This window comes from Catellatospora sp. IY07-71 (genome assembly GCF_018326265.1).
GTDB lineage: Bacteria > Actinomycetota > Actinomycetes > Mycobacteriales > Micromonosporaceae > Catellatospora.
Genome location: NZ_AP023360.1, coordinates 918,442 through 938,067 on the forward strand (window position 1 = coordinate 918,442; position 19,626 = coordinate 938,067).

General features: G+C 72.9%; 17 protein-coding genes and 1 pseudogene. 7 read left to right on the top strand and 11 right to left on the bottom strand.

Features of this window, described 5'->3' with window-relative positions; all coding sequences use genetic code 11:
* Positions 1-171: 171 nt before the first annotated feature.
* The 3 genes from CS0771_RS04225 to CS0771_RS04235 all read left to right on the top strand — a co-directional run bounded on the left by CS0771_RS04225 (position 172) and on the right by CS0771_RS04235 (position 2,536).
* Entirely contained in the window at positions 172-1,131 is a 960-nt protein-coding gene (locus CS0771_RS04225) for a lytic transglycosylase domain-containing protein (protein ID WP_212839856.1), read from the top strand.
* A gap of 102 nt (positions 1,132-1,233) precedes the next feature.
* Positions 1,234-2,310 carry a GNAT family N-acetyltransferase gene (locus CS0771_RS04230; RefSeq protein ID WP_212839857.1) on the top strand — a complete coding sequence of 359 codons (1,077 nt, stop codon included), beginning with the start codon at positions 1,234-1,236 and terminating at the stop codon, positions 2,308-2,310.
* Between the two features lie 4 nt (positions 2,311-2,314).
* On the top strand, positions 2,315-2,536 hold the full coding sequence (locus tag CS0771_RS04235; RefSeq protein WP_212839858.1) for a zinc ribbon domain-containing protein: 222 nt from the start codon (positions 2,315-2,317) through the stop codon (positions 2,534-2,536).
* A gap of 226 nt (positions 2,537-2,762) precedes the next feature.
* Here the strand turns inward: CS0771_RS04235 and hemB are convergent, their stop codons facing one another.
* The 8 genes from hemB to CS0771_RS04275 all read right to left on the bottom strand — a co-directional run bounded on the left by hemB (position 2,763) and on the right by CS0771_RS04275 (position 11,336).
* Complete coding sequence (hemB, locus tag CS0771_RS04240) at positions 2,763-3,746, bottom strand: porphobilinogen synthase (RefSeq protein WP_212839859.1); 984 nt, start codon at positions 3,744-3,746, stop codon at positions 2,763-2,765.
* A 69-nt stretch (positions 3,747-3,815) separates the two neighbouring features.
* Positions 3,816-5,396 (bottom strand): uroporphyrinogen-III synthase, encoded by a 1,581-nt coding sequence (locus CS0771_RS04245; RefSeq protein ID WP_212839860.1) that lies wholly within the window; start codon positions 5,394-5,396, stop codon positions 3,816-3,818.
* Entirely contained in the window at positions 5,393-6,307 is a 915-nt protein-coding gene (gene hemC / locus CS0771_RS04250; protein WP_203741910.1) for a hydroxymethylbilane synthase, read from the bottom strand. The genes CS0771_RS04245 and hemC overlap by 4 nt, the downstream gene beginning before the upstream one ends.
* A complete protein-coding gene (locus CS0771_RS04255; protein WP_212839861.1) occupies positions 6,307-7,638 on the bottom strand; it encodes a glutamyl-tRNA reductase in 1,332 nt (443 codons plus the stop codon). Before CS0771_RS04255 ends, hemC begins: the two co-directional genes overlap by 1 nt.
* A complete protein-coding gene (locus CS0771_RS04260; RefSeq protein WP_212839862.1) occupies positions 7,635-8,510 on the bottom strand; it encodes a redox-sensing transcriptional repressor Rex in 876 nt (291 codons plus the stop codon). Before CS0771_RS04260 ends, CS0771_RS04255 begins: the two co-directional genes overlap by 4 nt.
* 397 nt (positions 8,511-8,907) lie before the next feature.
* On the bottom strand, positions 8,908-9,564 hold the full coding sequence (locus tag CS0771_RS04265) for an HAD family hydrolase (RefSeq protein ID WP_212839863.1): 657 nt from the start codon (positions 9,562-9,564) through the stop codon (positions 8,908-8,910).
* A gap of 9 nt (positions 9,565-9,573) precedes the next feature.
* Positions 9,574-9,810, bottom strand: a complete 237-nt coding sequence (locus CS0771_RS04270; protein ID WP_212839864.1) for a glutaredoxin family protein — start codon at positions 9,808-9,810, stop codon at positions 9,574-9,576.
* Positions 9,807-11,336 (bottom strand): class I adenylate-forming enzyme family protein, encoded by a 1,530-nt coding sequence (locus CS0771_RS04275; RefSeq protein WP_212839865.1) that lies wholly within the window; start codon positions 11,334-11,336, stop codon positions 9,807-9,809. The genes CS0771_RS04270 and CS0771_RS04275 overlap by 4 nt, the downstream gene beginning before the upstream one ends.
* Positions 11,337-11,776: 440 nt before the next feature.
* Here CS0771_RS04275 and CS0771_RS04280 point away from each other — a divergent pair, with 440 nt between their 5' ends.
* The 4 genes and pseudogenes from CS0771_RS04280 (at position 11,777) to CS0771_RS04295 (ending at position 16,029) form a co-directional block, all read left to right on the top strand.
* A complete protein-coding gene (locus CS0771_RS04280) occupies positions 11,777-12,703 on the top strand; it encodes an ECF subfamily RNA polymerase sigma factor, BldN family (RefSeq protein ID WP_212839866.1) in 927 nt (308 codons plus the stop codon).
* A 142-nt stretch (positions 12,704-12,845) separates the two neighbouring features.
* Positions 12,846-13,682, top strand: a pseudogene (locus CS0771_RS04285) (DUF5667 domain-containing protein); the annotation flags it as partial.
* A 359-nt stretch (positions 13,683-14,041) separates the two neighbouring features.
* Complete coding sequence (locus tag CS0771_RS04290; RefSeq protein ID WP_212839868.1) at positions 14,042-14,938, top strand: HAD family phosphatase; 897 nt, start codon at positions 14,042-14,044, stop codon at positions 14,936-14,938.
* Positions 14,935-16,029, top strand: coding sequence for a hypothetical protein (locus tag CS0771_RS04295; protein WP_212839869.1), 1,095 nt, complete (start codon positions 14,935-14,937; stop codon positions 16,027-16,029). Before CS0771_RS04290 ends, CS0771_RS04295 begins: the two co-directional genes overlap by 4 nt.
* Before the next feature lie 3 nt (positions 16,030-16,032).
* Here the strand turns inward: CS0771_RS04295 and CS0771_RS04300 are convergent, their stop codons facing one another.
* The 3 genes from CS0771_RS04300 to CS0771_RS04310 all read right to left on the bottom strand — a co-directional run bounded on the left by CS0771_RS04300 (position 16,033) and on the right by CS0771_RS04310 (position 19,525).
* On the bottom strand, positions 16,033-17,508 hold the full coding sequence (locus CS0771_RS04300; protein WP_244870594.1) for an ATP-binding protein: 1,476 nt from the start codon (positions 17,506-17,508) through the stop codon (positions 16,033-16,035).
* A 62-nt stretch (positions 17,509-17,570) separates the two neighbouring features.
* The gene (locus CS0771_RS04305) at positions 17,571-18,443 is read right to left on the bottom strand and encodes a lysophospholipid acyltransferase family protein (protein ID WP_212839870.1); all 873 of its coding nucleotides are present in this window, start codon (positions 18,441-18,443) and stop codon (positions 17,571-17,573) included.
* Positions 18,440-19,525: an NAD-dependent epimerase/dehydratase family protein gene (locus CS0771_RS04310; protein ID WP_212839871.1), complete on the bottom strand. Its 1,086-nt coding sequence runs from the start codon at positions 19,523-19,525 to the stop codon at positions 18,440-18,442. The genes CS0771_RS04305 and CS0771_RS04310 overlap by 4 nt, the downstream gene beginning before the upstream one ends.
* Positions 19,526-19,626: the final 101 nt, after the last annotated feature.

Genomic DNA, 19,626 nt, shown 5'->3' on the forward strand with positions numbered 1-19,626 from the left:
CGAGGTGCCACCACCTCGGACCGAAGCAGACGATCACTCGCGTGTCGAGCTGCCAACCGTCGTAACGACGACATCGCGGGGCGGATGTGGTCCGTCAGGTCACAACCGGATCACCCGACGGACACCTCGTGCGCATGACGAGCCGGGCGCGGGCAAGGCATACTCGGACGCGTGCGTGACGGGGAGGACGAGAACGAGGCGACGGCGCCGGGCCACGAGCCCCCCGCCGCGCCGACCGCTGTGGACACCACGTCCGCTGAGACGGTCAGTGTCGGGCAGGCGCTGGTGCGGCTGCGCTCGGCCGCGATGGACGCCGGGCGGGCCGTGGTGCGCGAGTCGCGCCGGCCGGTGGGCCGGCTCACCACCATCGCGGGCACGCTGGTCGCGCTGGTGACCGCGGCGACGGTGACCGGCGCGCTGCTGATCCCGGCGCTCGGCGGGGCGAAGCCACCGGCCGCCGCCGAGCCCGCGGCGTCCAGCGAGGCGCCCCCCAGCGAGACGCCGAGCCCGAGCTTCTCGCCGATGCCCACCGCGACGGCCTCGGCGAGCCCGGCGGCCCGCCCGGCCGAGGCGTTCCGCCGCTGGGCGGAGGCCGCCTCGCCGAAGGTCAACGTGCCGGTGACCGCGCTGCAGGCGTACGCGTACGCCGAGTGGGTGCTGACCTCCACCAAGCCCACCTGCAAGCTGCGCTGGACCACGCTTGCGGCGATCGGCAAGATCGAGTCCGACCACGGCCGCACCAAGGGCGCGAAGCTCGGCGAGGACGCCAAGGCGCTGCCGCCGATCGTCGGGCCGGCCCTGGACGGCACCAAGAACACCAAGCGCATCCCGGACACCGACGCGGGCACCCTCGACTTCGACAAGAAGTGGGACCACGCCGTCGGGCCGATGCAGTTCATCCCGGCGACCTGGGTGGCGTACGCGGTCGACGCGGACAACGACCAGCTCGCCGATCCGCACGACCTCGACGACTCGTCACTGGCCGCGGCGTACTACCTCTGCGCCTCGGGCAAGGACCTGTCGGTCGTGGCGAACTGGAAGTCCGTGGTGCTGTCGTACAACAACGTCGGGGTATACCTGCAGAAGGTGTACGACACGGCACAGGCGTACGGCCGGAGCAGCCAGGCGTAAGCATCCGGACGTCCGGGCACAGATCAGCGAAACGGCCCATAACACTACCGTGTGCCACCGCAGCTGCCATCAACCGACACTCAGAGTAATGGTTTGCATACGATGACAGGTGGGACCCTTCCGTTTCGCGTTCCCAATGTGCAAGCTGGACAGGTGAAGGTGCGCGAATGGGATCCCCGTACCGCCGCCGCCACTGAGATCACCTCTCTGGTCGCCCTCCTCAATGAGGTGTCGGCGGTCGACCTACCTGATGATCCGCTGTGGCAAGACGGCAGAATGCGCGACTATCTGGCGGTCACCATGCCCGGTGAACGCAAGCTGATGTGGCTGGTCGAGGAGCATGAGGGAGACGCCGCGCGGGGCGTGCCGCCGTTGGGCGCGGGCAGCATCCTCCTGCTGGGAGACATCGGCGTCGTCGAGATTCTGGTCCACCCCAAGGCGCGCCGCCAGAACATCGGCCGCGCCCTGCTCGTCGAGCAGGTCCGCACGGCCCTGCGGCACAACTTCACCACCCTGGGCGTGGAGGTGGCCGGCGGCACCGTCGCGGTCGACTTCTACACGTCGTTCGGCTTCATGCTCGCCTTCACCGAGATCCGCAGCGTGCTGCGGCTCGACACGGTCGACTGGTTCACCCTCGGCGACCTCGCCGGCGGCGTGGGCGCCGGGTATCAGATCGAGTTCTACGCCGACGGCCCGCCCGAGCACCTGATCGCGCCGTACGCGGCGGCCAAGGCCGAGGTGCGCGAGAACTACGACCTCGGCGACCTGGAGCTGCGGCCCAGCTCCTACGAGCCGGAGCGGCTGCAGGCCAGCCTGCGCACGCTGGCCGCCCGCGGGCTCAAGCTCTACGTGGTCGTCGCGGTCCAGGAGAAGACCGGCGAGGTGGCCGGGCTGACCGAGGTCGTCGTGCCCGCCCAGCGCCCCGGCCGCGCCGACCAGTACGACACCGTCGTCGTGCCCCGGCACCGCGGCTACGGCGTGGGCCGCGCCATCAAGGCGCGCATGCTGTTCGAGCTGCGCTCGGCCGAGCCGAAGCTGACCGAGGTGCAGACCTGGAACGCCGCCATCAACGAGCCGCTCATCAAGGTCAACCAGGAGCTGGGCTTCGTGGCCGACCGGCAGTGGCTGGAGTACGAGGGCGACGTCCTGGAACTGGCCCACCGGCTCGGCATAAGCTGATCCGATGCCACGCTACGACTTCCGCTGCCGCGCCTGCGGCGACACGTTCGAGGTGAACCGGCCGATGGTGGCCGCGGGCGATCCCGCGCCCTGCCCGGCCGGTCACGACGACACCGTGAAGCTGCTGACCACCGTCGGCCTGGCCGGCCGCGCGGGCGGCGGCGGCTCCCCCGCACCCGCCCCGTCCGGCGGTGGCGGCTGCTGCGGCGGCGGCTGCTGCAGCTGACACGCACGAAGGGTCAGCGGCCAGCGGCAAGATCGCGCTTTCGTGTCAGGAAGTGTGGTCTGACCGCACTTCCTGACACGAACTAGCGATCTTGGGCAAGGACGCCCACCCCACCTGGCGGCAGGAGGCTACGAAGATCAGTATCTCGTGTCGGAACCTGGGGCGAGACCGCACTTCCTGACACGAGACAGTGATCATGTCCCGCCACCCGGAAACCCGGGGGCGGCTAGAACTCGGCGCGCAGGCGGCGGGCGGCGTCGACGGCCCAGTAGGTGAGGATCAGCTGCGCGCCCGCGCGGCGGATGGAGTACAGCGTCTCCATCATCACCCGGTCGCGGTCGAGCCAGCCGTTGGCGGCCGCCGCCTCGACCATCGCGTACTCGCCGCTGACCTGGTACGCCGCGACGGGCACGTCGACCCGGTCGCGCACCGCGGAGATCACGTCGAGGTACGGCAGGCCCGGCTTCACCATGACCATGTCGGCGCCCTCGGCGACGTCCAGCTCGACCTCGCGCAGCGACTCGCGCAGGTTCGCCGGGTCCTGCTGGTAGGTGCGCCGGTCGCCCTCCAGCGACGACTCGACCGCGTCGCGGAACGGGCCGAAGAAGGCGGAGGCGTACTTCACCGCGTACGCCAGGATGCTCGTGTCGCGGAACCCGGCCTCGTCGAGAGCGCGGCGGACCACGGCGACCTGGCCGTCCATCATCCCGGACGGGCCGACCACGTGGACCCCGGCCGCGGCCTGGGCCACGGCCATGCGGGCGTACGCCGCGAGCGTCGCGTCGTTGTCCACCGAGCCGTCGGGGCGCACCAGCCCGCAGTGCCCGTGCGAGGTGAACTCGTCCAGGCACAGGTCGCTCATCACCACGACGCTGTCGCCGACCTCGCTCACCACGTCCCGGATCGCGACGTTGAGGATGCCGGACGGGTCGATGCCGCCGGAGCCGACCGCGTCCTTCTCCGTCGGGATGCCGAACAGCATCACGCCGCCGACGCCCGCCTGGGCCGCCTCGGCAACGGCCTTGCGCAGCGACTCGCGGGAGTGCTGCACGACGCCCGGCATGGACTTCACCGCGCGCGGCTCGGTGAGGCCCTCCTTCACGAACAGCGGCAGGATCAGCTCTGCCGGGTGCAGCCTGGTCTCGCTGACCATGCGCCGCATCGCCGCGGTGGTGCGCAGCCGGCGCGGCCGCACGTTCGGGAAGGACATCGGGCACTCCCTGGCTGTCGGTATCGGCGCGTCCCCACTGAGTGAACGAGGACGCGCCGATCTCGTGACCTAGCGGAACCGCAGGGCGGTCGGGCCCTGCACCTTGGAGCCGCGGCGCTGCTTGGCAGGCATCGCGGCCAGTCGCTCGCGCAGCTCGACGGCGTACATGGCCAGCGCCTCGACCAGGTCGGGCACGGAGGCGTGCTCCGGCTGCACGTCGACGCGCAGGCCGAACTCGACCGCCGTCTCCGCCGTCTTCGGGCCGATCACCGACACGACCGTGCGCTGGTGCGGCTTGCCGGCGATGCCGACGAGGTTACGCACGGTGGAGCTGGACGTGAACAGGACCGCGTCGAAACCACCCGACTTGATGGCGTTGCGGATCTCCTCCGGCGGCGGCGCCGCGCGGACCGTCCGGTACGCCGTGACGTCGTCGACCTCCCAGCCGCGCTCGGTCAGCCCGGCGGCCAGCGTCTCGGTCGCGATGTCGGCGCGCGGCAGCAGCACCCGGCCCACCGGGTCGAAGATCTCGTCGTACGGCGCGAACTCGGCCAGCAGGCCCTCGCTGGTCTGGTCGCCCGCCGGGATCAGCTCGGGCTGGATGCCGAAGGAGCGGACCGCCTCGGCCGTCGCCTCGCCGATGCAGGCGATCTTCACGCCGCCGAAGTGGCGCGCGTCGAGGCCGTGCTCGCCGAACTTCTCCCACACCGCGCGCACCGCGTTGGCGCTGGTGAAGATGACCCACGCGTAGCGACCGTCGACCAGGCCCTTGATCGCCCGCTCCATCTGGGCCGGGGTCCGGGGCGGCTCGACCGCGATCGTCGGCACCTCGCACGGGATGGCGCCGTACGCCCGCAGCCGCGCGCTCATCACGCCCGCCTGCTCCTTGGTGCGCGGCACCAGCACGCGCCAGCCGTACAGCGGCCGCCGCTCCCACCAGCCGAGCTTGTCGAGGTGGGCCACGCCGGAGCCGACGGTGACCACGACCCGGCCGCTGAAGCCGAGCGCCGCGGCGACGAAGCTGTCCACCGACGAGGTCGTCGTGTACTGCGTGTCGCCGGTGCCGTCGCCGGTGATGGCCACCTGGGCGGTGCCGTCGACGCCCGCGGCCAGCAGGCCGTCGCGCACCGAGGCGAGGTCGCCCGCGTCCACGGCCAGCGCGACCGAGCCGTGCCGCACCGCGGCGGCCAGCCCGTCGAAGTCGAGCGTGGCCACGTCGTCGACGTCGGCGGCGGTGCGTACGCCGGACAGCGGCACGCCCGCGTAGGTCGCGACACCGGCCGACTGCGGCACGCCGGGCACCACGGCGAAGCGCACGTTGGTCCGGGCGACCGCCTGGACCTCCTTGACCACGGCGTCGTGGCCGAACGGGTCACCGGTCACCAGGTGCACCGCGTTGCGGCCCGAACGCGCCTCCGACAGCAGCACCTTCGCCACGTCGCCGGGGACGCCCTCGGCGGGGCTGTATTCGGTCTGCTCGCCGGTCTCGGCCTTCAGCGTGTCCAGCAGCGCGTCGGGCACGCTGCGGTCGTACACGATGTGGTCGGCCTCGAGCAGCGTGTCGTACGCACGGCGGGTGAGCAGTCCGGGGTCGCCGGGTCCGGCCCCGACGAACGCGACGTGCCCGGCGGGCTTACGGGTGCGGGTCATTCTGCACTCCCAAGTACATTCTCGGCACCGTCTTCGAGCAGGTCGGCGGCGAGCGCGCGACCGATCTCCTCGGCGTCGGCGAGCGTTCCGGTGCGCGACAGCCGGAGGGCGAACCGCCCGTCCACGCTGATCACCGCACCGCGCAGGTAGATCTCGTCGTCTTCGGTCACTTCGGCCAGCGCGGCGACGGGTGCGCTGCACCCTGCCTCCAGCGTGGCCAGGAAAGCCCGCTCGGCGGTGACCGCCGCCCGGGTGGCCCGGTGGTCGAGCGCCGCCAGGGCCTCGACCAGGTCGGTATCTGCGGACCGGCACTCGACGGCCAGCGCGCCCTGGGCGGGCGCCGGCAGCATCAGCATCGGGTCCAGGATCTCGGTGACCTCGCCCGCGCGGCCCAGCCGGGCCAGCCCGGCGCGGGCCAGCACGACCGCGTCCAGCTCGCCGTCGGCGACCTTGCGCAGGCGGGTGTCCACGTTGCCGCGGATCGGCACGGTGGTCACCGGCATGCCGAGCGCCGCGATCTGCGCGATGCGGCGCAGCGCCCCGGTGCCGATGACGGCGCCGGCGGGCAGCTCGGCCAGGGTCAGCCCGTCCCGGGCGACGAGCGCGTCGCGCGGGTCGGCCCGCTCCGGCACGGCCGCGATGGCCAGGCCGTCGGCGGGCGCGGTGGGCAGGTCCTTGTACGAGTGCACCGCGAAGTCGATCTCCTTCGCGAGCAGCGCGTCCCGCAGCGCGGAGACGAACACGCCCACGCCGAGCTGCTGCACCGGCGCGGTGGAACGGTCCCCCGCGGTGGTGATCTCCACCAGCTCGACCGGCTGCCCGGTCACCTCGGTGACCAGGTCGGCCACGGTCTGGGACTGCGCCATGGCGAGGGCGCTGCCCCTGGTGCCGAGGCGGAGCTTCGTACCCATCAGGCACCCCCCTTCAGATCCGGCACGTCGGCGACGGTCGTGTGGTCCGGCGATCCGGGGATCACCGAAAGGTCGAACAGGTCTCGGAGCAGGCTCGCGTACGCCTCACCACCGGGCTCGGCGGCGAGCTGGCGCACCCGCACCGTCGGCTGGTGCAGCAGCCGCTGCACGATCCGGTGCACGGTGTGCGCCACGTCGGCACGCTGCTCGTCGGTGAGGTCGCCGCGGCGCTGGGCGAGCCGGCGCAGTTCCGCGCTGACCACGTCCTCGGCCCGCGCGCGCAGCGCGGCGACGGTCGGCGCCACCTCGGCGCCGCGCAGCCAGCTCGCATACGTCTCGACCTCGCCCGCGACGATCTCCTCCACCGCCGCGACCTCGCGGTCGGCGGACGAGCGGCGGCAGACCGGGGTTTCGGCCGAGCCGGGATCGAGCACGGTGCCCAGGCGCGCGACGTCGACGAGCCGCACCCCGTCGAGGTCGGCGACGGCCGGCTCGACGTCACGCGGCAACGCCAGATCGATGATAGTCAGGATCTTGGGGGACCCGGCGCGCGCCGCTCCGACGTTGCGCACGGTCAGCACGTGCTCGGTGGAGGCCGTCGCGGTGATCACCACGTCGGCCTCGGCGAGCAGCTCGGGCAGCCGGTCCATCGGGGCGGCGGCGCAGCCGTACGCGTCGGCCAGCCGCTGCGCCCGGTCCAGGCCGCGGTTGAGCACGGTGACCGTGCCCGCGCCGCGGCGGGTCAGCTCGGCGACGCTCAGCGCGCCCATCGCGCCCGCGCCCACCACCAGCCAGTTGCGGGCGTCGGCACCGGTGACGGCGTGGTCCAGGGCGGCGCTGACCATGCTGCGCGGAGCGTGGTCGATGCCGGTCTCGGCGTGCGCCCGCTTGCCCACCCGCAGCGCCTGCTGCAGCAGCTCGTGCAGCACCCGCCCGGCCGCGTCGGCCTCGGTGGCGTGCTGATACGCCTCGCGCAGCTGGCCGAGGATCTGCGCCTCGCCGGCCACCATCGAGTCGAGCCCGGCCGCGACGCGGAACACGTGGCGCACGGCGTCCTGGCCGTGGTGCACGTAGAGAGTGTTCGCGAGCTGCTCGGCGGGCACGCCGGACAGCTCGGACAGCACCTCGCCGAGGCGGCTGAGACCGACGTGGAACGCGGGGACCGCGGCGTAGACCTCGACCCGGTTGCAGGTGGAGACCACGACGGCCTCGGCCAGCTCGCCGCCGGACAGCAGCTTCGGCAGCGCCTGCGGCCCGTCGACCCGGGACAGCTGCTCCAGCAGCTCCACGGGCGCGGTCCGGTACGACGCGCCGACCACGATCAGGTTCACGCGGCCACCTCTCCCCGCGCGGCCACCGCCGTGCCGTTCACGGCGCTCTCCGCGATCACGCGGGCCACCCGGCCCCGCGACGTCGTGCCCTTGGCGCCGTTGCGCGCCTCGGAGCCGTTCTGGTCGGCCACGTTGCGGGCCCCTGAGCCGTTCTGGTCGGCCACGTTGCGGGCCGACTTGCGGTGCTCGTGGAACGAAAGGATCTGCAGCTCGACCGCCAGGTCGACCTTGCGGACGTCCACCTGCTCCGGCACGTTCAGCACGACCGGGGCGAAGTTCAGGATGCTGGTGACACCGGCCGCGACGAGCTGGTCGGCGACCGCCTGGGCGGCCCCGGCGGGCGTGGCGAGCACCGCGATGGAGATGCCCTCGGTCTGCACGACCTCGGGGATGTCGGCGACGTGCCGGACCGCGAGGCCGTTGATCAGCTCGCCGACCCGGCTGAGGTCCGCGTCGAACAGCGCGGCGATGCGGAAGCCGCGGCTGGCGAAGCCGGCGTACCCGGCCAGCGCGTGGCCGAGGTTACCGACGCCGACCAGGGCGACGGCGCGGCGCATGTTCAGGCCGAGGATGTACTCGATCTGGCCGACCAGGGGCTCGATGTCGTAGCCGACCCCGCGGGTGCCGTAGGACCCCAGGTGGGAGAGGTCCTTGCGCAGCTTGGCCGAGTTGACCCCGGCGGCGCTGGCGAGCCCCTCGCTGGACACCGTGTCGTGCCCGGTCTCGGCGAGGTGGTGCAGGGCACGCAGATACTCGGGCAGGCGGGCCACCGTGGCCTCGGGGAGGTCCGGGAAATCGGGGACCGCCGAGGGTGTGACCGCGCCGACACGGCCGGTGATACCGGCTTCGTGACCGGTGCGCTGCTGACTCATGAGACTCCGTGCCGAACAAGGCTTAGACCCCCGATCACATGGCCGAACGGCTCTGTGCTAGCGGGGAACGTCGAGGTAACAGAGTAGGCGCTTGTGAAGGGGTGCACAAATCGCGATCTTGAAAGCGCGCCCATCCGGGATCACGAATCGGCCAGAATGCCCCCGCGGCATGTGTGCCCCCACTCTGGCCGAAACGCTCTCCACCCGTCACGGAGAGTCGCCGAAACGGCGGTTCACCACGGGTATCCGGATGGGCGCTGCTCCGCGATTATGTCGCAACCATGACATCGACCCACAAAACACGCCCACCCGAATCACTGCATATATGGGTAAACGAGGCAATTAGCCACCAAGCGCCCGCAGGCATCGATCACCAGGTGGGGCGGCGAGATGAACGTCACGCCGCCAGGGCGACCGCCTCCAGCAGCGTGTCCGCCACCGGGACGCCGTACGCGCGCAGCCGGTCGGGGTCGGTGAAGCCGCCGGTGTAGAGCACACACCGGGCGCCGACCGACTTCGCGGCGTCGGCGTCGTCGATCGAGTCGCCGATCAGCACCACGTCCGTGCCGTCCAGGCGCATCTCGGCCAGGTGCCGCCGCAGGTGGCCGGCCTTGTGCGCCTGCTCGCCGCCCAGCCGCTCGGGCAGCCCGTCGACCCGGATGAAGTGCGAGGTCAGCTGGTAGCGGTGCACGGTCGGGACCAGCTCACGGTGGAACCACATGGACAGCAGCGACTGGGTCCCGGTCCAGCCGCGCAGGGCGTCGAGCGCGTCGGCCGCGAGCAGCAGGGACTCCAGGCCCGTCCGGTAGTTGTCGTGGAACACCCGGTCCAGGGCGGCGAACTCCATCTCGTCCACCGTCCGGCCCAGCACCGAGCCGTAGTACTCGCTGATGGGGCGGCGGAAGTCGCGGCGGTGCTCGTCGGCGGTCACCGCGATGGACCGGCCCGGCGCGGCCGCGGCGAACGCCGCGTTGGTGGACGACACGACCAGGTGCAGGTCGTCGATCAGGGTGCCGTTCCAGTCCCACACCAGGTGCTTCGCGCCGCGCTTCATCGGGCCAATTTACCGTGCGAGATCACGGCGCAGCCGCTCCTCCTCCACGCGCCAGTAGCCGTGTTCCCTGCCATCGAGCATGATCACCGGGATGCGGTCGCCGTACTCGGCCTCCAGCTCCCGGTCGCCGGTGATGTCGATCTCCTGGTACGGCTCGCCGATGCGCTCGAGCGCCTCCACCGCCACCTCGCACAGGTGGCAGCCGGGCCGGGTGTAGAGGGCAATCCTGGTCGTCACGGCGTTCATTCTCGCAGCATGCCCTTGCGGACCTTGCCTATCACCGAGTGGGGCAGGGCGTCGGCGAACTCGATCTCGCTCGGGCACTTGAACCGGGCCAGGTTGCGGGCGCAGTGCGCGGCCAGCTCGGCCGCCGTCACCTCGCTGCGCGGGGCGGGCACCACCACGGCGCGCACCTGCTGGCCGGTCATCGGGTGCGGCGCGCCGAGCACCGCGGCCTGGGCCACCGCCGGATGGGCCAGCAGCACCTGCTCCACCTCGGCCGGGTACACGTTGAACCCGCTGACCAGGATCAGCTCGCCGAGGCGGTCCACCAGGAACAGGTCGCCGTCGCCGTCGGCGTACGCCACGTCGCGGGTGGGCCACCAGCCCGCCGCGTCCGGGCCGTCCCGGCCGTCGGGCCAGTACCCGGCGAACACGTTCTCGCCGCGCACCACGATCTCGCCCGGGTCGGTGCCCGGCGAGTCCGGCACGTCGAGGTCCAGCTCGTCCTCGTCGTCGGCGGCGAGCGCCTCGCCCGCGCGCCACACGTCCTCACCCGCCCGGTTCACCAGGCGCAGCTCGACGCCCGGCAGCGCGCGGCCGATCGAGCCGGGCTTGACCGCGGGCGCAGCGATGGTCGAGGTGAGCACCGGGGCGGTCTCGGTCAGGCCGTACCCGATCTGCACGGTGTGCCCGGTCAGCTCGGTGAAGCGCGCGGCGGCCGCCGGCTCCAGCGCGGCGGCGCCGCACACCGCGAGCCGCACCGACCCCAGCCGCTCGCCCACCTCCGGCAGCGCGCTCCAGGCCAGGAACATGGGCGGCACGCCGACCAGCACGGTGATCCGGTGCTCGGCGATCAGCGCGGCGGTCCCGGCCGCGTCGAAGTCGGCCACCAGCACGCCGCACGCGCCGTGGAAGAGCACCTCGCCGAGACCCGTGTTGAGGCCGTACGCGTGGAACAGCGGGATGGCCAGCAGCACCACGTCGTCGGGGCCGAGCGGCGGCGGCTCGACGGCGGCCAGCTGGCGGTGGTTGGCCAGCAGCGCCCCGTGCGGCAGCATCGCGCCCTTGGGCGCGCCCTCGGTGCCGGAGGTGTAGAGCAGCAGGGCGAGCCCGTCGCCCCGATCCTCGGCCGGCGCCGTCTCGGCGGGCGGCGCGCCCTCGGCCGACGGCAGCCGGTCCAGCCCTTGGGGCACCGCCCCGGCCAGGCCCGCGCGCAGCGCCGCCGGCGCCACCAGCAGCTCGGCGCCGCTGTCGGCGAGCACGTGGCGCAGCTCCCGGGCGGTGAGGCCGGGGTTGCACGGCACCGCGACGTGCCCGGCGCGCAGCACCGCCAGCAGGGTGACCGCGAAGTCGAGGTCGTTGCGCAGCGCGATCGCGACACGCGCGGGATGCCCGGCCGAGGCGGGCAGGGCGAGCGCCCGGAGGCCGCGGGCGGCGGCGTCGACTCGGGCGTCCCACTGCGCCCAGGTCAGCGTCTCCTCGCCCGCGCGCAGCGCGATGCGGTCCGGCCGTGCGGCGGCATGGTTTCGCAGCAGTGTGGCGAGGTTCACGGGGGCTGAGTTTTCCACAGCGGACGGCCCCCGCCTATCCCCACGGTTTCACATCCGTGACACCCGGCCGTGACAGCGGGTTCACCCGGCCGGGTGAGCGCCGCCCCGGTCGTTGGCACAGCCTCACGCACGCACCGGGGTACGGCGCACACGTTGTGCGACGACACCTGGGGGTGAGCGGACAACATTTCGGTCCGGCGTGTAACGGACTCCACACCGCTGGGTGAGCTGGGCCCTATCATCCTCAGGGTCGGTTCACCCCTTTCGCCATGAGTCGACACCCCTCAGTCAGAGGAGGCCTTTGTGCCGTTTATCGCACCGAACGAGTACGTAACGGGTGTTGTGCGGCTTATGGTGGAGACTGCCCGGTATGACGGTGGTCGCACGCGTCCGCCGCACAGCCGGAGCGGATCGGTCTGGGGGCATGCGGAGGTGGCGGGATGAGTTCTCTGTTGTTCGGCGATGAGCTGGTCACCAGCGAAGTGGCGGCGGCCCGCCGGGCCCTGGTCGACGGCCTGAGCCTGCTCCGCACTTCGCTCAACGAGATGCTGGCCACGGCGGTACGTGGCGACGGCGGCACCCAGCGGATTCGCACCCGGCAGGGCAACGACGCCGCGGTCCGGCACCAGCCCCCCGGCACCAAGCCCATCGGCGGCCGGGTCACCGGCACCCGCAGCGGCATGCCCACCCAGGTCAGCGGGGCCACCGCGGCCGACGGGGACACCCAGGTGCTGCCCGCGGTCGAGGAGGGCGGCACCGGCACCGGCGGCACCGGCTACCCCGACCGGCCCGATCCCAGCGACGCCGCCCACGAGGTGTGGACGCTGGTCGAGCGGGCCCAGCAGGGCGACGCCGAGGCGTTCGGCCTGATCTACGACCGGTACGTCGACACGGTGTTCCGGTTCATCTACTTCCGGGTCGGCAACCGGCCGCTGGCCGAGGACCTGACCTCGGACACCTTCCTGCGCGCGCTCAAGCGCATCAGCAGTTTCACCTGGCAGGGCCGCGACCTCGGCGCGTGGCTGGTCACCATCGCCCGCAACCTGGTCGCCGACCACTTCAAGTCCGGCCGCTACCGGCTGGAGGTCACCACCGGCGACGTGCTCGACGCCGACCGCGAGGACCGGGGCCCCGAGGGCAGCCCGGAGACCGCCGTCGTCGACCACATCACCAACGTCGCCCTGCTGACCGCGGTAAAGCAGCTCAACCCCGAGCAGCAGGAGTGCATCGTGCTGCGCTTCCTGCAGGGCTTCTCCGTCGCGGAGACGGCCCAGGCGATGGGCAAGAACGAAGGCGCCATCAAGGCGCTGCAGTACCGCGCCGTGCGCGCGCTCGCCCGCCTGCTCCCCGAGGGGTTCCAGCCGTGAACGTGATTCATGTCACTCGGGGCGGTCACCGCCTTCGAGCAGCCGTAACTGATCGTGCCCTGGTCCCGTTTGACCGGGTGCGAGCGGCAATCTCGACGCTCGCCTCAGCAAACACCGCGATCAGCGAAGGGGGGTGCCCGCGGTGAACACGTCCCTGTTCGATCGCCGGCGCGCCGAGCGCTTCGCCCAGCTACTCGACGAGGCCAACGGTGGCCGCCGTCACCACACCCGGTCCCGGGTCGACGACCAGCTCACCGAGCTGGTCGTGGTCGGGCAGCAGTTGCGCACCGTGACGCTGCCCGGCGTGCCCGAGGCCGCCTTCAAACGGGACCTGCGTGCACAGCTGATGGCCACCGCGGAACGCGACGGCATCGGCGTCACCGCCCGACCGGAGGCCGACTCCCGCGGCAACGCGGCGTGGTCGGCCCGCACGCCAGGGCGGGCCCGCGCCCGGGGTGCGATCGTGGTCGGCATCGCCGCCGGCACGCTGGCGCTGTCCGGCGTGTCGGTGGCGAGCGGTGAGGCGATCCCCGGCGACGCCCTCTACGGCGTCAAGCGGCAGACCGAGAAGGCGCAGCTGGCGCTGGCCGGCTCGGACCTGTCCCGGGGCCGGCTCTACCTGGAGTTCGCCCGCACCCGGCTCAACGAGGCGCACGCCGTGCGCAGCGACGCCGACGGGTTCTCCGCGGCGCTGACGGACATGGACAGCGACACCACCCAGGGCGTACGGATGCTCGTCACCTCCGCCATGGCGCGGCGGGACACCTCCGCCCTGGACGCCGTCGACCGGTTCGTCGCCGACCAGCGCATGCTCGTCGGGCAGCTGCTGGACGGGGCCGCCACGGACCGGGACAAGGTCACCGGCTCGCTGGCGCTGCTGGACCGGATCGAGAAGCGGTCCGCCGCCGCCCGCACCGCGCTTGCCTGCGGCGCCGGGACCAACGGCAGCGACAAGCTCGGCGCCGTACCCGGATCCTGCGCCAACGCGGTGTCCCAGCCGAACCGGCCCGAGCAGCAGCGCGAGCCCCAGCCGAGCAAGGAGAGCGGCAAGCCCGAGGCCGGCGGCGGCCCGAGCGCGCCGGCCGCCTCCGCGGCGCCCAGCGCGTCCGCCTCGCCGGCTCCGGCGCCCGACGGCCAGACCGAGCAGACGCAGGACGAGGGCCTGCTCGACGAGCTGGGCCGGATCCTCGGCGGCCTGCTCGGCTAGCGGTCACGCACGGTCGGATCAGGGGCGCGGCACCGGTATGGTGCCGCGCCCCTACTGCGTGTAGCGGCCTTGGGCGCATACGCTCTAGCCGTCACGTGGCACGAAGGACGTTGTCCGCAGAAGGAGGGGCCATGGCACGCCGTAGCAGTCCCGCGCCGACCGCCGCGATCGCGAGCGAGGCGGGTCCCGCGGTGCCCGCGCCCATCTCCGCGCCCGTGCCCGTGCCCGGCACCACGCCGGTCACCGCGCTCGACCGCACCGCGGCCGCCTTCTTCGACGTGGACAACACGATGATGCAGGGCGCCTCGCTGTACTACTTCGCTCGCGGCCTGGCCTCCCGCCGCTACTTCACCACCATCGACCTGGCCCGGTTCGCCATCAGCCAGGCCCGCTTCCGGCTGCTGGCCGCCGAGCACTCCGGCGACATCGCCCAGGCCCGCGAGGCCGCGCTCGCCTTCATCGCGGGCTGGCTGGTCGACGACGTGCAGCGGCTCAGCGAGGAGATCTTCGACGAGCTGATGGCCGACCGCATCTGGTCCGGCACCCGCGCCCTGGCCGACCAGCACCTCGCCGCCGGGCAGCGGGTGTGGCTGGTCACCGCGGCGCCCGTCGAGCTGGGCCGGGTCATCGCGTCCCGGCTGGGCCTGACCGGGGCGCTGGGCACCGTCGCCGAGATCCGCGACGGGGCGTACACCGGGCGCCTGGTCGGCGAGATGATGCACGGCCCGGCGAAGGCGCACGCGATCGAGGCGCTGGCCGCCGCCGAAGGGCTGGACCTGACCCGCTGCACCGCGTACAGCGACTCGATCAACGACGTGCCCATGCTGACCACGGTCGGCACGGCGGTCGCCGTCAACCCGGACGGCGCGCTGCGCCGCATGGCCCGCACCCAGGGCTGGGACATCCGCGACTTCCGGCACGGCCGCAAGGCCGCCAAAGTCGCCGTGCCGGTCGCGCTCGGCGCGGGCGTGCTGGCGGGCGCGGTCGCCGGCGGCATGGCGCTCAGCCGCCGCCGTAAGAAGCTGTGACCGCCACCGCGGACCGGCCGCCGCTGACCCGCATCGTCTCGCTGGTCGCGGCGCTCGGCGCGAGCGCGGCGATGCTCGCCCTCGACCCCCGGCAGCCACCGCCCCCGCCCCGCACCGGCGAGGTGCCGCTGTCGGTCGCGTACGCCGGGGCGCGCGTGCTCGACACCCCGGGGACGCTGCCGGACGGTGCCGCGTACACCCCGCTGTTCTTCCTCGACGCCGGGCGCTCGGTCGGCACGGCGGTCAGCCCCGGCGGCGCCGACGTGCGGCTGCTGCTGCGCTCCGGCGACGTCCTGCGCGAGCTGCGCCGGCTGCCGCAGGACCAGGCGGGCGAGTTCGCCGGGTTCGCGAGCGACGGAGCCGAGCTGGTCTGGGTCGAGCTGACCAGCGATGCCGACGGGGCAGGCCGCAGCCGCATCTGGGCGGCCCGGCTGGACGGCGGCCCCGCGCGGGTGGTCACCGAGGACACCGGTGCCGTGATGCTGTTCGACAAGCAGGGCGATCTGGCTCTGCACGACGGCCGGGTGAGCTGGATGGCCGACAGCGGCCGCGAGGGTTACTCCACGCTGCGCACCGTGCCGCTGGCCGGGGGCACCCCCGAGGTCCGGGAACTGGCCGGCGGGTACGCCATCAGCGCCTGGCCGTGGCTGGTCAGCGAATCCGCCGCCGACGCGGGCGAGGTGACCGCGACCAACGTCGACTCCGGCCGCCGCTTCACCGTCGGCGTACGCCCCAACGAGCTGCTGACCTGCTCCCCGTCCTGGTGCCGGTCCATCGTGATCGGCAGCACCGAGGCGTCCACGGTCATCGAGCTGACCCGCCCGGAGGGGGCGGAACGGGTGCGCACCGTCAGCGGCGCGGTCGCCTCGGCCGTCGCCGACGTCGCGCTGCTGGACCGTTTCGAGATCTACACCCGCTCCAGCCCGGTGGTGACCGGCAGCCGCCTGCTGCTCTACGACCTGAGCACCCGCGAACTGGTCCAGGTCAGCGACAACGCGGGCCGGGTGGTCGCCCGCGGCGGCGTGCTGTGGTGGTCCACCGGCGACAACGAGACCCTCGTCTGGCACACCCTCGACCTGCGCGAACTCTGATCGCTACCGCAGGCCGTAGAGCGTGGCCAGGTCGATGAGCACGACCTCGCCGCGGTCCGCGGCGGAGCGCAGCTCCGAGGTGAAGCCCGCGCCGCTGTAGCAGGCCAGTCTGGTGCCTGAGGTCTCGTACCGCCCGCCCGCCGTGATCAGATCGCGGATGCGCCGCAGCCGGGTCAGGTGCGGCACGCCCATCACCTCGTTCCACTTCGCCTCGCCGACCGACAGCAGCGGCGGCTTCTGCGCACCGTCGGACACCCCGACGACCGCCACGTCCACCTCGTGCGCCGCCTTCGCGGCGGCGTCGTTGACCACTCCCGTGCCGACCCGGGCGGGCAGGCCGCCGAGCAGCTCGGCATCGTCGTGGTAGAGCGCCCACTCGCGGCAGACCTGCTCGAATCGGGGGCCGATCACGTTGCTCTCGAAGCGCCGCTTCGCCTGCTGCCAGACGCGGGTCGCGCTGCCCGGCCGTTCCAGCTGGCTCCAGACCGGGCGCATCACCGCGCCGTAGAAGCTGATCAGTGGTTCGGCGATGCGGTAGCTGCTGCGGTTGTCCCGGAAGGCGTCGGCGTCGCGGGCCATCAAGCCGGCGTCCTCCAGCACGTCCAGCGGGTGGGCCACGTCCGCCGCCTTGCGGCCCAGGTAGCTCGCGATGCCGCCGCGGGTGGCGTTGCCTTCGGCGACCGCGGCGAGCACGGAGTGGTAGAGGGCGGTGTCCCGCAGGTCGGGCTCCTCGGCCAGCAGGTAGCGCGCCTCGCGGAACAGCGGGCTCTCCGGGTTCAGCACGGTGCGGGTCACCCAGGCGTCGAAGTCGGCGGCGTCGGCGGGCGAGTCGTTGCGGGCCAGTTCGCGCCGGTAGGCGGGGGTGCCGCCGACGACCGCGTTGACCATGAGGGCAAGCCGGGGGTCGCTCAATCCCCAGAACTCGGCGGCGAGCCGGTGGTCGAGCGTACGCACCACCATCTCCAGCCCCGCCCGGCCGCGCAGCGGCGCGTTGCCGGCGAGCAGGCCGCCCATGAACGACATCGCCGAGCCGCAGAGCAGCAGCCGGGTGCGGGATTCGACCCGTTCCGTGCGCAGCGGCCCGTACGCCGCCTGGATGATCGACGGCAGGGAGGGATTCGCCTTGGCCAGGTAAGGGAATTCGTCCAGCACCACCGGCACCGGCCGCTCCCGCCCGAGGGCCAGCAGCGCGTCCACCGCTTCGTACCATGAGGTCAGCCGAATCGGCGTGGCCGGACGGGTGTGTTCGGTAAGCGCCTCGCCCAGCCGGTGCAGCGAGTCGGCGTCGGTCGCCTCGGTCGCCCCGAAGAAGAAGCCCCCGGCGGCCCGGCAGGCGGCGTCCAGCAGAAAGGTCTTGCCCTGGCGGCGCCGGCCGGACACCACGCCGAGGGTCGCTCCAGCCTGCTCATCGAGGACGAAGCGGCTCAGCGCGGCCCATTCGTGCGCCCGATCGAACATCGCCGTCGGCCTGGACAGCATCGGCGCGCTCCTAGATTTGTGGGACCACAGTTATGGTAACTGTACTCCCACAAACCTCGGCCTCACTCGCCGAAGGGGTCGGGGCGCAGCTCCAGGGTCTCGTGGAGCATGGTCTGGATGGTCTCGCGGACCTGGTCCGCGAGGTTGAAGACCACCGCGGGATCGTCGGCCCCGTCGGCGTACGGCTCCGTGTCGATGGGCTCGCCGAAGCGGATCAGCCACTTGCTCGGCAGCGGGATCAGGCCGAGCGGCCCGAGCCACGGGAACGTCGGGGTCACCGGGAAGTACGGCGCACCGATCAGCCTGGCCAGCGGCTTGATGTTGCCGAGCAGCGGGTAGATCTCCTCCGCCCCGACGATGGCCACCGGCACGATGGGCCGGCGGGTGCGCAGCGCCGCCGAGACGAACCCGCCCCGGCCGAAGCGCTGCAGCCGGTAACGGTCGGCGAAGCGCTTGCCGACGCCCTTGAACCCCTCCGGGAAGACGCCGACCAGCTCCTCCTGCAGCAGCAGGCGCTCCACGTCCGGGTTGCAGGCCAGCGTCGCGCCCGACTTGCGGGCCAGCTCCGACACGAACGGCATGCGGAACACGAAGTCCGCGCCGAGCAGCCGCAGGTGCCGGTGCGCCGGGTGCTCGTCGTGGCAGGCGACCGAGAGCATCAGCGCGTCCAGCGCGATGGTGCCCGAGTGGTTGCCGACGACCAGCGCGCCGCCCTCGGCGGGCAGGTTCTTGACGTCGATCACCTCGGTGCGGAACCAGCGGTGGTAGAGCTGGCGCAGCAGCGGCTGGAACACCTGGTCGGTCAGCTCCGCATCGAAGCCGAACTCGTCGATCTCGTACTGCCCGGACAGGCGGCGGCGCAGGAAGGCCAGCCCGGCGGCGACCCGCTCGTCGAACTCGTCGTCGATCTCGGGCGCGATCTCGGGCCTGGTCACCTGGTCACACCTCGCTGTTCGCGTACCGACCGGATCATGTCGAGCAGCCGCTGCTCGGCGGCGGCCACCCGGGCCGGGGTGATGACCGCGCCGGGTTCCTGGGCCCGGACGAAGTCGTCGAAGGCGGCGGCGGTCGAGCGGGGCGTGAAGCCATACTGCCGGACCAGCCGGGCGGTGTCGACCACCCGTCCGTGCACGAACAGGTCCACCTGGTCCAGGCTCAACCCGGCGACGCCGCGGCGGAACGAGGCGGCGGCGTGCATGGCCGGCTCGGGCACCGGCAGCTCCAGCCGGCCCGACCGGCGGACCGCCTGCGAGAGCGTCAGCGTGCCCCGCCCGGCCACGTTGAACGTGCCCTGGTGGTCCTCCAGCACCGAGCGGCGCAGGATCTCCAGCGCGTCGTCGACGTGGATGAACTGCAGCCGGGGATCGCGCCCCAGCACGGTCGGCACCATGGGCCGGGCCAGGAACTTGAGCAGCGCGGTGTCGGGCTGCGGCCCGATGAACGGGGCGAAGCGCAGCACCGTGGTGACCACGCCGGGACGGCGCCGGCGGAAGCCGCGCACGTACGACTCGATGTCCAGGATGTCCCGGCCGTAGCCGCCGCGCGGCACGTCCCGGGGCTCGGTTTCCTCGGTGAAGACCGCCGGGTCGCGGAACGACACCCCGTACGCCGCGGTGGACGAGCGCACCACCAGCCGGCGCAGCGACGGCATCTGCTGGCAGGCGGCCAGCAGCTGGAGCGTGCCGATGACGTTCTGGTCCTTCATCGCCGCGCGCCCGCCCGCGGCGGGGTCGGGCGAGGACATGATGGCCAGGTGCACCAGCGCCTCGGCACCGGTGCCGATCAGCGCGGCGGCGCCCTCGGTCAGATCGACCTTGCGCAGGGTGATGCCGCTGAGCAGCGGCGCGAGCTCGGCGGGCGGGTCCGTGCGGTCCACCCCGATCACCCGCTGGACCCGGGGGTCGGCGGCGATGCGGGCGGCGACGGTCGCGCCGAGGAACCGGCTGACGCCGGTGACGATGACGACCCGGGGTGCGCGTGCGCGGTCACCGGCAGAGCCGGCGGCTGCCGCGGTCATGACGCGCCTCCCCGGGGCGGCGAAGAATGGTCGAGAGGCACCGCGGACCCGGCGGGCGTCACACCCGCCGTAGGGTCCCGCAGTTCCACGCCCAGGTGGCC

Bases quoted from the DNA above. Each gene is read 5' to 3' on its own strand.
- CS0771_RS04230 (WP_212839857.1), top strand. From the start codon at position 1,234: ATGACAGGTGGGACCCTTCCGTTTCGCGTTCCCAATGTGCAAGCTGGA.
- CS0771_RS04235 (WP_212839858.1), top strand. From the start codon at position 2,315: ATGCCACGCTACGACTTCCGCTGCCGCGCCTGCGGCGACACGTTCGAG.
- hemB (WP_212839859.1), bottom strand. From the start codon at position 3,746: ATGTCCTTCCCGAACGTGCGGCCGCGCCGGCTGCGCACCACCGCGGCG.
- CS0771_RS04245 (WP_212839860.1), bottom strand. From the start codon at position 5,396: ATGACCCGCACCCGTAAGCCCGCCGGGCACGTCGCGTTCGTCGGGGCC.
- hemC (WP_203741910.1), bottom strand. From the start codon at position 6,307: ATGGGTACGAAGCTCCGCCTCGGCACCAGGGGCAGCGCCCTCGCCATG.
- CS0771_RS04260 (WP_212839862.1), bottom strand. From the start codon at position 8,510: ATGAGTCAGCAGCGCACCGGTCACGAAGCCGGTATCACCGGCCGTGTC.
- CS0771_RS04265 (WP_212839863.1), bottom strand. From the start codon at position 9,564: ATGAAGCGCGGCGCGAAGCACCTGGTGTGGGACTGGAACGGCACCCTG.
- CS0771_RS04270 (WP_212839864.1), bottom strand. From the start codon at position 9,810: ATGAACGCCGTGACGACCAGGATTGCCCTCTACACCCGGCCCGGCTGC.
- CS0771_RS04280 (WP_212839866.1), top strand. From the start codon at position 11,777: ATGAGTTCTCTGTTGTTCGGCGATGAGCTGGTCACCAGCGAAGTGGCG.
- CS0771_RS04290 (WP_212839868.1), top strand. From the start codon at position 14,042: ATGGCACGCCGTAGCAGTCCCGCGCCGACCGCCGCGATCGCGAGCGAG.
- CS0771_RS04300 (WP_244870594.1), bottom strand. From the start codon at position 17,508: ATGCTGTCCAGGCCGACGGCGATGTTCGATCGGGCGCACGAATGGGCC.
- CS0771_RS04310 (WP_212839871.1), bottom strand. From the start codon at position 19,525: ATGACCGCGGCAGCCGCCGGCTCTGCCGGTGACCGCGCACGCGCACCC.